Genomic DNA, 12,972 nt, shown 5'->3' with positions numbered 1-12,972 from the left:
CTTAATCGAGCAGGGAAATGGCGGTCGGCGCATCGTTGCCGACCAGGGCCAGGTCTTCGAATTCATTGACGGCGTTGATTTCGGTGCCCATGGAAATATTGGTCACCCGTTCCAGAATAATCTCAACGATCACCGGCACCTTGAATTCTTCGATCATTTCCTGGGCGCGGCGCAGGGCCGGCTGGATCTGCCCTGGCTCGAACACGCGCAGGGCCTTGCAGCCCAAGCCCTCGGCGACGGCCACATGGTCGACGCCATAGCCGTTGAGCTCCGGGGCATTGAGGTTGTCGAACGACAGCTGCACGCAGTAATCCATTTCAAAGCCGCGCTGGGCCTGGCGGATCAGCCCCAGGTACGAGTTGTTCACCACCACATGGATGTACGGCAGCTTGAACTGTGCACCCACCGCCAGTTCTTCGATCATGAACTGGAAGTCATAGTCGCCCGACAGCGCCACCACCTTGCGGTTCGGGTCGGCCTTGACCACGCCCAGCGCCGCGGGAATGGTCCAGCCCAACGGGCCGGCCTGGCCGCAGTTGATCCAGTGGCGTGGCTTGTAGACATGCAGGAATTGCGCGCCGGCAATCTGCGACAGGCCGATGGTGCTGACGTAGCAGGTGTCTTTGCCGAACACCTGGTTCATCTCTTCGTACACCCGTTGCGGCTTGACCGGCACGTTGTCGAAGTGGGTCTTGCGGTGCAGGGTGGCTTTGCGCTGCTGGCAGTCATGCAACCAGGCGCTGCGGTCCTTGAGCTTGCCGGCGGCTTTCCATTCGCGGGCCACTTCGATAAACATCGTCAGTGCGCTGCCGGCATCGGAAACGATGCCCAGGTCCGGGGTGAACACGCGGCCAATCTGCGTCGGCTCGATGTCGACGTGGATGAATTTGCGCCCTTCGGTGTAGACCTCCACCGAACCGGTGTGGCGGTTGGCCCAGCGGTTGCCGATACCCAGCACCACGTCCGACTTGAGCATCGTCGCGTTGCCATAACGGTGGGAAGTTTGCAGGCCGACCATACCCACCATCAGCGGGTGATCGTCGGGGATGGTACCCCAGCCCATCAGGGTCGGGATCACCGGGATGCCAGTCAATTCAGCGAACTCCACCAACAACTCGCTGGCGTCGGCGTTGATTACGCCGCCACCGCTCACCAGCAGTGGGCGTTCAGCCTGGTCCAGCAGCGCCAGGGCTTTCTCGACCTGGATGCGCGTGGCCAACGGCTTGGCCAAAGGCAGGGGCTGGTAGGCGTCGATGTCGAATTCGATTTCGGCCATCTGCACATCGAAGGGCAGGTCGATCAGCACCGGGCCCGGTCGACCGGAGCGCATTTCATAGAAGGCCTTCTGGAAGGCGTACGGCACTTGGCCGGGCTCCAGCACAGTGGTCGCCCACTTGGTCACCGGCTTGACGATGCTGGTGATATCCACGGCCTGGAAGTCTTCCTTGTGCATCCGGGCGCGGGGGGCCTGGCCGGTGATGCACAGGATCGGGATCGAATCGGCAGAGGCGCTGTACAAGCCGGTGACCATGTCGGTGCCCGCCGGGCCTGATGTGCCGATGCACACGCCGATATTGCCGGCCTTGGTGCGGGTATAGCCCTCGGCCATGTGCGAGGCGCCTTCAACGTGGCGAGCAAGGACGTGATCGATGCCACCCACCTTCTGCAAGGCCGAATACAGCGGGTTGATCGCAGCGCCTGGGATACCGAAGGCGGTATCCACACCTTCACGGCGCATCACCAGGACGGCGGCTTCGATTGCTCTCATTTTGCTCATGATTTTGGTGCCTCTTGCGTTTTGTAATTGTATACAAGTGGTGTCGGTACGAAGTGTATTCACGGCGGGCTGCGCAGGTCAATGCATTTTATGAACGGGCCTATGCGTCTATCGGAATGGCTTTTTTCGACGTACGGAGACTTTGTTTGAAAATATTGTATACAAAAATAAACATCATTGTGTTCTATTTGTTTGATCGAGCATCTGATCAAACAGAACTCCACCGCTTTCCAATAACAAAAGAAGGACGGCACCATGAGCGCTTTAACCTTGAAACTCGCCACCCAATTGGCCGGCCAGGCCATCGCCGCGGGCCGCACGATTTCTGCAGCGCCGCTGACCATTGCAGTACTCGACAGCGGAGGGCACTTGATCACCTTGCAACGCGAAGACGGCGCTAGCCTGCTGCGCCCGCAAATCGCCATCGGCAAGGCCTGGGGGGCCATAGCCCTGGGTAAGGGTTCACGTTTGCTGGCGCTGGACGCGCAGCAGCGCCCGGCATTTATCGCGGCGTTGAACAGCCTGGGGCAGGGCAGCGTGGTGCCGGCGCCGGGTGGGGTGTTGATACGGGATCAGTCGGGATTGGTGTTGGGAGCGATTGGAATCACCGGGGATACGTCGGATATTGATGAGCAGTGTGCGATCACGGCGATTGAGGGATTGGGGTTAATGGCGGATGCGGGGGTGTCTGCCTGATCCTGTGTGACTGTTAGGGCCAATCGGGGGCAAGCCCCCTCCCACAATTTGACAGCGTTCACATCAAAAAATGTGGGAGGGGGCTTGCCCCCGATTGGTACAGACACTGCGGTCTATCAGTCCGGTTCACACCCCTTGAGCACCAACCGGATAATCGTCTGCGCCGCCGCCTCATAATCGGCTTCATCCAACTTGGCTTTGCCGGTCACGGCCGAGATCTGCCAGTCAAAGTCCGCATAGGTCTGGGTCGCCGCCCAGATGCTGAACATCAGGTGATTAGGGTCGATAGCCGCAATCAACCCACGATCCACCCAGTTCTGGATGCAATCGATATTGTGCTTGGCCTGGGCGTTGAGCTGTTCAACCTGCTCGGTGCTCAAGTGCGGGGCGCCGTGCATGATTTCGCTGGCAAACACCTTGGAGGCAAATGGCAGGTCACGGGAAATGCGGATTTTCGAGCGGATGTAGTTGCTCAGCACTTCCTTGGGCTCGCCGTCGGGGTTGAACGGCGTGGATGCGGCCAGGATCGGCTCGATAATGCTCTCGAGCACCTCGCGGTAGAGGTTGTCCTTGGACTTGAAGTAGTAATAGACGTTGGGCTTGGGTAGCCCGGCCTTGGCGGCGATGTCGCTGGTCTTGGTCGCGGCGAAGCCCTTGTCGGCAAACTCCTCGCTTGCCGCCCGCAGGATTTTTTCTTTGTTGCGCTCGCGAATGCTGCTCATAAACCAGAGGTTTCCTTGCCATGACAGGCGGTTGCGCATGGTAGCACCGGCCATCCGCGGGCCTCAACAATCTGCCCATAACGCCTTGCGCCGCGCTATGCTCGCCCGATCTCCCCCTTACGGATACTTGATTCATGGCAGGAAGCAGCTTGTTGGTGTTGATCGACGATATCGCCGCGGTACTCGATGACGTCGCCCTGATGACAAAAATGGCGGCGAAGAAGACCGCCGGTGTGCTGGGTGACGACCTGGCGCTCAATGCCCAGCAGGTCTCCGGGGTGCGCGCCGAGCGGGAAATCCCGGTGGTGTGGGCGGTGGCCAAGGGCTCGTTCATCAACAAGTTGATCCTGGTGCCTACCGCGCTGTTGATCAGCGCCTTCGCGCCCTGGGCGGTGACGCCATTGTTGATGCTCGGTGGTGCCTACCTGTGTTTCGAAGGCTTCGAGAAACTGGCGCATAAATTCCTGCACAGCAACGCCGAGGACCAGGCCGAGCACGCGCAATTGGTCGAAGCCGTGGCCGACCCGGCCACCGACCTGGTGGCCTTTGAAAAGGACAAGATCAAAGGCGCGATCCGCACCGACTTTATCCTCTCTGCAGAAATCATCGCCATCACCCTGGGCACCGTGGCCGACGCACCGTTGATGCAGCAGGTGGTAGTGTTGTCGGGCATCGCGATCGTCATGACCGTGGGTGTGTATGGGCTGGTGGCGGGTATCGTCAAGCTTGACGACCTGGGGCTGTGGTTGACCCAGAAGCCGGGCCAGGTGGCACGCCGTATCGGCGGTGCCATTTTGCGCGCCGCGCCGTACATGATGAAAAGCCTGTCGGTGATCGGTACGGCGGCTATGTTCATGGTTGGTGGCGGCATCCTCACCCATGGTGTGCCGGTGGTGCATCACTGGATTGACTCAGTTAGCCAGAGCACCGGGGCGCTGGCGTGGTTGATGCCGACGTTGCTGAATGCGGTGGCGGGGATTATTGCCGGGGCCGCTGTGTTGGCGGTGGTCAGTGTGGTTGGCAAAAGTTGGAAAGCAATCAGGGCTTAACCTTGCGGACACAAAAAAGGCCATTCAATCGAATGGCCTTTTTCATGGCGCTTGGCTTACTCGGCAATCTGCAACTTGCGCGATTCGGTATAGATATACCGCACCTTCTCATATTCAAACGGCGAGTTCATCTGCCCATAGCGGAAGCTGGTCTGATAGCGCTTATCTACCGCGCGCAGGGCCCAGATTTCCGGGTGGTTGGAGCTGACTTCTGACACGTTGAGGAAGTTGATCTGGGTCTCGGCGCTGTAGTCAACGATCAGGCCGGTGGTGTCGCGCAGGTTCGACGGGCCAAAGATCGGCAGGACCACGTAGGCGCCGCCGGGTACGCCGTAGAAGCCCAGGGTCTGGCCGAAGTCTTCACTCTGGCGCGGCAGGCCCATGGCGGTGGCCGGGTCCCATAGGCCGGCGACGCCTATGGTGGTGTTGACCAGCAAGCGCCCGGTGGTTTCCAGGGAGCGGTGGCCCTTGAGCTGCAGCAGGCTGTTCAACAGGTTGGGTACATCGCCCAGGTTGTTGAAGAAGTTGCTCACGCCGGTACGCAGGAAGCTTGGCGTGACATAGCGGTAGCCATTGACCACCGGCAGGAACACCCACTGGTCGAAGCGATAGTTGAAGTGGTACACGCGGCGGTTCCACGACTCCAGCGGGTCATACACGTTAAGGGCGGTCAGCGATGAGCGTTCGAACTCGCGCTGGTCCAGGCCGGGGTTGAACTTGAGCTTGGTCAGCGGCTCCTTGAAGCCGTCGGCACCGACCTTGACCGGTTCATGGGCCTTGCTGTTGTCGGCATTGGCCACGCCTGTGCACATCAGTGCGGCAAGCAGCAGAAGATATTTAGCCACGGAAGAACTCCAGCATGGCGTCGGCGTTGACGCGGTAATTGAGGTTGCCGCAGTGGCCGCCCAGCGGGTAGACGGTCAAGCGATTGCCGAAGGTTTTACGCAGGAAACCCAGGTCGCCAGGGCCGAGGATCACGTCGTCGGCGTTGTGCATCACGGCGATTTTCGGGCTGTCGCGCAGATAGTCCTCCAGCGCGTACAGGCTCACCTGGTCGACCAACTGCAGCAGGCTGCCGCCATCGGAACGGGCGCGCCACATCGGGATCACTTGTTCGGTGAGGTAGCAATCGAAGTCGCATTGCAGGGCACGCTTGAGGAACGGCGTGAGGCTGGTGCCTTCGGTAATCGGGTATTTAGGCGGGATGATCAGGCCGCGGCGGTTGATCAGGTCCGAGGTAAAGGCGATGTCGGCCGCCGAGAAGCGGAACGAGGTGCCGATCAACATGGCCATCTGTTCGTTGCTCAGGTGCTGTTTGGACTGTTGGAAGTCATACAGCAGCGCGTCGTTGAGGTCGATGTAGCCTTTTTGCTGGAAGTAGCGGGTCAGCTTGCTTAACACCAGTTCATAGAAGGTGGTGGTGTTGTTGATGCCCTTGACCTCGGTCTGTACCAGCTTGTCGAGGTTGGTGATCGAGGTGTAGAGATTGACCGGCGGGTTGAGCAGCAGCACTTTCTTGAAGTTGAAGGTGCGGCGTGTCTCGTCGAGCTTGCTGACGAACGCTGCATCCAGCGCGCCCAGGCTATAGCCGGTGAGGTAGAAGTCGGTGACCGGCAGCGAGGCGTTCTGCGCGCGCACGGCTTGCATCACGCGGTACATGTCTTCGGCGTCTTCCTGGGTGATACCCGGGGTGGCGAAGCGCGAGGCGGCGCTGATGAAGTCGAAGCTGGTGGGCGATGACAACTGCACCACATGGTAGCCGGCCTGGTAATACAGCTTCTTCAGGTATTCGTTGATGCTGCTGTCAAACCGCGCACCGGTGCCGGCGATCAGGAAGATCAGCGGTGCGGCGCGGTCCTGCTTGGCGATGCGGTAGGTGAGTTTCTTCACCGCCCAGAAGTTGTCGGGCAGGCTGAACTCGCGCTCGGGGCGCATATTCAGGGTGTAGTCGGATTGATTGATCTCGTCATCGGTCGGCAAGGTTGGCCGAAGACCGGGAGGCGTGGTGGCGATGGTCGCTTCGAACGGGTTGGTCAAAGGGTAGCCATAGCTGGCCTGGTCGATATCGACGGCCAGTGCTGACGCACTCAAAAATAGGCTGCCCAGCAAGGCAGCGCAGCGCAAGGAACGGAGCATGACTTAATCCCTAAGAGGAAACGTGCTGAATGAAGTTCGCAGGCTATGACCACCGCGTTGCCACCGAAGTGCCAGCCTGCGGCACGAAAAGTCGGAAAAAGCGTCGGAATCGGGGGTAATAGTTGGCAGACGATACACTTTGCCAGGCTATGTTGAACAGATATCTGCGCGAACACCTTGCTAACGGCCGCGGTGGGATTAAGCTGAGCGCCGTTTTTGCCTATCGGAGTGCCCCATGTCCCGCCGCTTGCCGTTGATTTTGCTGCTTATTGCCCTGCCGTTGTGGCTGGGCGCCAGTTATGCCGCACGTTACGGGTTTATGGAAGATGGGCAGTGGGTCGGCATCTGCGCTGATGAGGCCAGCCGCTGGGAGTGCCAGGTGCGTGCCAACCTGGGGTTGATGATTCACTTCAAGGTGCTGGGCTGGGCGGCGTTGATCACGTCGGTGCTGGCGTTTTTCGTGCCGGGGCGTGCGGGGTGGGCTTTGGCGGTGCTGGGGATGGTGTTCGGGTTGCCGGCGCTGGCGTTGTACAACACCACGTTTGCGGTGTTCGCGGTGATGATTGCGGGGTTGCGGTTGGTCAGGAAGCCTCGGGGCGCCTGATAGGGCCAATCGGGAGCAGGCCCCCTCCCACAATTGATTGGGTTCACATATTTCTATTTGTGAATACGGTCAAGTGTGGGAGGGGGCTTGCTCCCGATGCCAGTGTTAAGCCTTGCGCACCCGCAAGCAACGCCACAAAGCTGCAACCATCAGCACGCTGACCACTGCCCAACCCCAGGCCTGCTGATTCAATAGCCCTTCGCGGTACAACTGCGGCGCAACGCCGGTACCGATAATGAAGGCCAGCAACGCAATCTCCCGACGCGGCCCGGTTACCGGGCGCACCAGGTACACCAGGGCCGGCAGCACCAGCGCCGCGCTCGGGAAGCTGCGGTAACGCGGGTCAAACACCAGCGCCAGCATCATTACCGCCCCCGCAAACCCGGCAATCGCCACCAGCCAACCGGCGCGTTGCTCCAGCCAGTCGAACACTCGCGCGCGCCAGCCGTCACGGGCGCTGAGGGCCAGGGCGGCGTGGGCCAGCACCAGCAGGTTCAATACCACCAGCAAACCGGCCCATACCCACTCATCGTTGAAGCGTGCGGTGACACGGGTCAGTTCGGCCCAGGTGCCAATGGAGCAGGCTGCAACGGCGCCCAGCAAGGGCAGCATCAGCGCCGAGCGCGGGCTGCGCACACGGCCACCGAGCACCAGGGTGCCGAGCAGGATGAGCCCGCCGATGCCCAGCCACAGCGGCCAGTACGGCACATTGGTCACGGGGCCGGCGAGGATGGCTTTGTCCTGCCGGTCTGCATCGAACAGTCCCCAGTAACCGCCGACGGCACCTTCACTCGCACGTTTCCACGGTTGGTCAAAGGCTTCGATCAGGTTGTAGCGCCAGCCATTGGCTTCGGCCATGGCCACGAAGCCACGCATGAACTTGGCCTCATTGACCCGGCTTGGCACGGCGGTTTCGCGCTGGCGGCCTTCGCTGGGCCAGCCGGTCTCGCCGATCACGATGTCCTTGGGCGCGAACTTGTGGCCGAAGGTCTGGCGCACATCGCCCACGTGCTTGAGCGCCTGGTCGATTCCGGACGGGTCATCTTCCCAGTACGGCAGCAGGTGAATGGTGAGGAAATCCACCGCCGGGGCGATTTCCGGGTGTTGCAGCCAGAACTCCCAGACATCGGCATAGGTGACCGGCTGTTTGATCTGGCTTTTGACTGTTTGAATCAGCGCCACCAATTGCTTGGCGGTCACTTCCTTGCGCAACAGGGCTTCGTTGCCGACGATCACTGAGGTGACGATGTCAGGATTGGCGTTGGCAGCAGCGATCAGCTCGTTGATTTCTTTCTCGGTCGCCACTGGATCGCTGCTGACCCAGGCCCCGGCCATCACCTTCAACCCATGCTTGCGCGCCAGGTCCGGCAAGGACTCCAGGCCCGTCATTGAGTAGGTGCGAATGCATTCAAAGCGTGTGGCAAGCAGCGCCAGGTCGGCGTCCATACGCTCGGGGCGCAGCTTGAAAGGCTGGTCGAAGGGCGATTGGTCCTTGTCGAACGGCGTATAGGAGGCACATTGCATCTTGTGGCTGGCGCTGGCGACGTCCGGCAACACCACCGGCCGGCCGAGGCCGTACCAATAGCCGACAAGAGCAAGCAGGCCGAGGGTCAAAGCAAGGAAATAGGGCAGGGCAGGGAAGCGGGCAGTCGCGGGCATGGTCAGCTTATCTGGGGGAGCAAAGGCGCGCATCTTACCCGCAATTGACTCCTTTCAGTGGAGCTGCATGATTTTGACATGCAAAGTTCGGGCGGGATTCTGGCGTCAATTTGTAGGAAGTCTCCTGCTGGCTATGTGATGTCGTTTCTTGCTCAGCCGAGGTCGCTGGCAGAGCAGGTCCATGGACCCGGCAGGTTGATTATCGAAGGGTCAGAACTCCACTGATGTCTTGGGCAACCGGATCGATGCGCGTGAAGGAGGCGCGGTGCACCCTATAACAACAGTTTGACGTCGCTCGGCATCCGTCGGGCGCAGCACTTTCGGGGAAGTACTATGAAGATGCGACGACTCTTGGGCGCAGCTGCCACGTTGGTAGTTGCGATGGGCTCCACACTGGCCAGCGCCGACAGCAAGACCCTGAGCCTCGGCTACGTGGACGGTTGGTCCGACAGCGTGGCTACCACCCATGTGGCGGCAGAAGTTATCAGGGAAAAACTTGGCTACGACGTGAAGCTGCAAGCCGTCGCCACCGGGATCATGTGGCAGGGCGTCGCCACCGGCAAACTCGATGCCATGCTCTCCGCCTGGCTACCCGTGACCCACGGCGAATACTGGGCCAAGAACAAAGACAAGGTGGTCGACTACGGCCCCAACTTCAAGGATGCGAAGATCGGCCTGATCGTACCGGAGTACGTCAAGGCCAAATCCATTGAAGACCTCAAGACCGATACCACCTTCAAGAACAAGATCGTCGGCATCGACGCCGGTTCAGGCGTAATGCTCAAGACCGACGAAGCTATCAAGCAATATGGCCTGGACTACAAGCTGCAAGCCAGCTCGGGCGCGGCGATGATCGCCGAACTGACCCGTGCCGAAGACAAGCAGGACTCCATTGCCGTGACCGGTTGGGTGCCGCACTGGATGTTTGCCAAGTGGAAACTGCGTTTCCTGGACGACCCTAAAGGGATTTATGGTGCTGCTGAAACCGTCAACAGCATCGGCAGCAAGGGCCTGGAGAAAAAAGCACCGGAAGTGGCGGCTTTCCTGAAGAAATTCCAGTGGGCCTCCAAGGATGAGATTGGCGAAGTCATGCTCGCGATCCAGGAAGGCGCCAAGCCTGATGCGGCGGCCAAGGATTGGGTGGCCAAGCACCCTGAGCGCGTCGCTGAGTGGACCGCTAAATAACCCTCACTTTTGATGCAATACCCTGTGGGAGGGGGCTTGCTCCCGATTGCGATTGTTCAGTCAGAGCACTGTTGACTGACCCGCCGCCATCGGGAGCAAGCCCCCTCCCACATTGATTTCATCCTCCCTCAAATGTTTCTGTGTCCCCGCAAACTCTCGCTACACTCGATCTACTACTAAGGTCGTCTGGAACCCTTTCCACAGCCGCATACAGTGGATACGTTCCAATAATAAAAAAGCTGTGCTGCGAGGATAAAAACAATGAACGACAGCATTTACCTCTCGATTCAAAACAGCCCGCGTTTCAAGGAGCTGGTCAGGAAAAGGGAAAGGTTCGCCTGGATTCTCTCGGCGATCATGCTAGGGCTTTACTCCGGTTTCATCCTGTTGATCGCCTACGGGCCGCAAGTACTGGGGGCCAAGCTCAGCCCCGGTTCATCCATCACCTGGGGCATCCCTATCGGGGTCGGGCTGATTGTTTCGGCCTTCATCCTCACCGCTATCTATGTGCGACGCGCCAACGGCGAATTCGACGACCTGAACAATGCGATTCTCAAGGAGGCTGCGCAATGATCCGTCGTCTATTGGCTGTATTCGGCGCTTGCGTCTTTGCGCCCGCCGTTTGGGCGGCAGATGCGTTGACCGGTGAAGTGCATAAGCAACCGCTGAATATCGCAGCGATCCTGATGTTCGTGGCCTTTGTCGGCGCGACGTTGTGCATCACCTACTGGGCGTCCAAGCGCAACAAGTCGGCGGCCGACTACTATGCGGCAGGCGGCAAGATCACCGGCTTCCAGAACGGCCTGGCGATTGCCGGCGACTACATGTCGGCGGCGTCCTTTTTGGGTATTTCCGCGCTGGTATTTACCTCTGGCTACGACGGCCTGATCTACTCGATCGGCTTCCTGGTGGGCTGGCCGATCATTCTGTTCCTGATCGCCGAGCGCCTGCGTAACCTGGGCAAGTACACCTTTGCCGACGTGGCGTCCTATCGCCTCGGGCAAACCCAGATCCGCAGCCTCTCGGCCTGTGGTTCGTTGGTGGTGGTGGCGTTCTACCTGATCGCGCAGATGGTCGGCGCGGGCAAGCTGATCCAGCTGCTCTTCGGCCTGGACTACCATGTGGCGGTGATCCTGGTCGGCATCCTGATGTGCCTGTACGTGTTGTTCGGCGGCATGCTGGCGACCACCTGGGTGCAGATCATCAAGGCGGTGCTGTTGCTGTCCGGTGCCTCGTTCATGGCACTGATGGTAATGAAGCATGTCAACTTCGACTTCAACATGCTTTTCTCCGAGGCGATCAAGGTTCACCCTAAAGGTGAAGCGATCATGAGCCCGGGCGGCCTGGTGAAAGACCCGATCTCGGCATTCTCCCTGGGCCTGGCCCTGATGTTCGGTACTGCCGGCCTGCCGCACATCCTGATGCGTTTCTTTACTGTGAGCGACGCCAAGGAAGCGCGTAAGAGCGTGCTGTACGCTACGGGCTTCATCGGCTACTTCTATATCCTGACCTTTATCATCGGCTTCGGCGCTATCCTGCTGGTCAGCACCAATCCGGCGTTCAAGGATGCGGCAGGCGCCTTGCTCGGCGGTAACAACATGGCGGCGGTGCACCTGGCCAACGCGGTGGGTGGCAGCATCTTCCTGGGCTTTATCTCGGCCGTGGCCTTCGCCACCATCCTCGCGGTGGTCGCCGGCTTGACCCTGGCCGGTGCCTCGGCGGTATCCCATGACCTGTACGCCAGCGTGATCAAGAAGGGCAAGGCTAACGAGAAGGATGAGATTCGCGTGTCGAAGATCACCACCATCGCCCTGGCGGTGCTGGCTATCGGCCTGGGTATCCTGTTCGAAAGCCAGAACATTGCGTTCATGGTCGGCCTGGCGTTCTCGATTGCCGCCAGCTGTAACTTCCCGGTGCTGCTGCTTTCCATGTACTGGAAAAATCTCACCACCCGTGGCGCCATGATCGGCGGCTGGCTGGGCTTGATCAGTGCTGTGGGCCTGATGATCCTCGGCCCGACCATCTGGGTCTCGATCCTGCACCATGAAAAAGCCATCTTCCCGTACGAGTACCCGGCGCTGTTCTCGATGATCATTGCGTTCATCGGCATCTGGTTCTTCTCCATCACCGACAAGTCGGCGGCGGCAGAGAAAGAGCGTGCGCTGTACTTCCCGCAGTTTGTGCGTTCGCAGACTGGCCTGGGGGCGAGCGGGGCGGTTAATCACTAAGGTTATAGCTGGATAGAAAAATGCCCCGGTCGAAAGGCTGGGGTATTTTTTTGCCTGAAGATTTGTGTTGGGTGGGTTGGCCTCATCGGGAGCAAGTCGAATCGTCGCACCGCCCCTCCCACACTGGATTGGGTTCGCAGATTTCAACTTGTGAACACAGTCAAATGTGGGAGTCCCCACCACATCTTCGATGTGACGCTGTCGCGCAACAAACCAGGGAGCTTGCTCCCGTGGCGGCCTGACAGCCGAGGATGTTGGTTTTTGTCCTGGGTACATATCCGTTATTTGGGCAACGGCCACTTATGGTTCCGCGTTTACAGCGGCTCACTTTTGAACAAAAAGCGCAAAAGTAAGCAAAACGCTCTTATCCCACCACTCGGCACCTCGCCCAATCCATGGCGCGGGGCGGCTAAACCGGCATCCCTGCCGGTTTACCCCCCAAATCCCTGTCGAATTCCGGCCAGCGTGGTTTAACGGGGCGCCTAAGATCAAAAACACAGCGAGGCGGCCTTATAGCCGACCTGATCGTTGAATCGTGCGCGTACCCCTGTGGGAGCGGGCTTGCCCGCGATGGTCGTTAACGATGACGCGGGAAACCAGAAAGAACGTGGCGTTCTCAGGTTTTCGCGAGCAAGCTCGCTCCTACAGAAAAGCACAAGCGCCGCCAGCGTATCTGCGATGCGCAGCGAGTCGCTCTTGATCTTGCTTTTGATCTTAAGCGCCCCGTTAAACCACGCTGGCCGAACGCAGGCTTGAAGCCGTGGGCAACCCGGCAGGACGCCGGGTTAGCCGTCCTGGGCCAAGGATGGCCCATGACGGCGGCCCACGGATTCAAGCCGGAGAGAAGGCACACCGAGCCTGGGCGAGGTGCCGAGTGGTGGGGCAAGAGCGTTTTGCTTACTTTGCCGCTTTTGCA

Annotated in this window: 11 protein-coding genes; 6 read left to right on the top strand and 5 right to left on the bottom strand. The window is 59.7% G+C overall.

The features are described 5' to 3' along the window. Position 1: 1 nt before the first annotated feature. Positions 2-1,777 (bottom strand): glyoxylate carboligase, encoded by a 1,776-nt coding sequence (gene gcl, locus NMB39_RS20035; protein WP_494340172.1) that lies wholly within the window; start codon positions 1,775-1,777, stop codon positions 2-4. Positions 1,778-2,032: 255 nt separating this feature from the next. On the opposite strand from gcl, the gene NMB39_RS20030 reads away from it, so the two are divergent. After that, positions 2,033-2,473: a GlcG/HbpS family heme-binding protein gene (locus tag NMB39_RS20030; protein WP_057022220.1), complete on the top strand. Its 441-nt coding sequence runs from the start codon at positions 2,033-2,035 to the stop codon at positions 2,471-2,473. Positions 2,474-2,589: 116 nt separating this feature from the next. On the opposite strand, the gene NMB39_RS20025 is transcribed toward NMB39_RS20030, so the two are convergent. Then, a complete protein-coding gene (locus tag NMB39_RS20025; RefSeq protein WP_057014127.1) occupies positions 2,590-3,195 on the bottom strand; it encodes a TetR/AcrR family transcriptional regulator in 606 nt (201 codons plus the stop codon). 134 nt (positions 3,196-3,329) lie between these two features. Here NMB39_RS20025 and NMB39_RS20020 point away from each other — a divergent pair, with 134 nt between their 5' ends. Beyond that, entirely contained in the window at positions 3,330-4,244 is a 915-nt protein-coding gene (locus NMB39_RS20020; protein WP_494340173.1) for a DUF808 domain-containing protein, read from the top strand. Positions 4,245-4,300: 56 nt separating this feature from the next. On the opposite strand, the gene NMB39_RS20015 is transcribed toward NMB39_RS20020, so the two are convergent. Continuing rightward, the gene (locus NMB39_RS20015; protein WP_411741021.1) at positions 4,301-5,056 is read right to left on the bottom strand and encodes an MlaA family lipoprotein; all 756 of its coding nucleotides are present in this window, start codon (positions 5,054-5,056) and stop codon (positions 4,301-4,303) included. A 25-nt stretch (positions 5,057-5,081) separates the two neighbouring features. Further along, positions 5,082-6,380: a serine/threonine protein kinase gene (locus tag NMB39_RS20010; protein WP_494340174.1), complete on the bottom strand. Its 1,299-nt coding sequence runs from the start codon at positions 6,378-6,380 to the stop codon at positions 5,082-5,084. A gap of 235 nt (positions 6,381-6,615) precedes the next feature. Here NMB39_RS20010 and NMB39_RS20005 point away from each other — a divergent pair, with 235 nt between their 5' ends. Then, a complete protein-coding gene (locus tag NMB39_RS20005; RefSeq protein ID WP_494340175.1) occupies positions 6,616-6,984 on the top strand; it encodes a hypothetical protein in 369 nt (122 codons plus the stop codon). Between the two features lie 105 nt (positions 6,985-7,089). Here the strand turns inward: NMB39_RS20005 and NMB39_RS20000 are convergent, their stop codons facing one another. Further along, positions 7,090-8,643, bottom strand: coding sequence for a glycoside hydrolase family 17 protein (locus NMB39_RS20000; RefSeq protein ID WP_494340176.1), 1,554 nt, complete (start codon positions 8,641-8,643; stop codon positions 7,090-7,092). A 333-nt stretch (positions 8,644-8,976) separates the two neighbouring features. Between NMB39_RS20000 and NMB39_RS19995 the strand changes: the two genes are divergently transcribed. The 3 genes from NMB39_RS19995 (at position 8,977) to NMB39_RS19985 (ending at position 12,056) form a co-directional block, all read left to right on the top strand. Next, the gene (locus tag NMB39_RS19995) at positions 8,977-9,828 is read left to right on the top strand and encodes a glycine betaine ABC transporter substrate-binding protein (protein ID WP_046069092.1); all 852 of its coding nucleotides are present in this window, start codon (positions 8,977-8,979) and stop codon (positions 9,826-9,828) included. A gap of 261 nt (positions 9,829-10,089) precedes the next feature. After that, positions 10,090-10,401: a DUF485 domain-containing protein gene (locus NMB39_RS19990; RefSeq protein ID WP_057022224.1), complete on the top strand. Its 312-nt coding sequence runs from the start codon at positions 10,090-10,092 to the stop codon at positions 10,399-10,401. Further along, the gene (locus tag NMB39_RS19985) at positions 10,398-12,056 is read left to right on the top strand and encodes a cation acetate symporter (protein ID WP_046069090.1); all 1,659 of its coding nucleotides are present in this window, start codon (positions 10,398-10,400) and stop codon (positions 12,054-12,056) included. Before NMB39_RS19990 ends, NMB39_RS19985 begins: the two co-directional genes overlap by 4 nt. Positions 12,057-12,972 lie beyond the last annotated feature (916 nt).

It is taken from the genome of Pseudomonas sp. FBCC-B545 (genome assembly GCF_059134095.1).
Note: the sequence above shows the minus strand (reverse complement) of the source record. Positions and strands in the feature narration are given on the sequence as shown.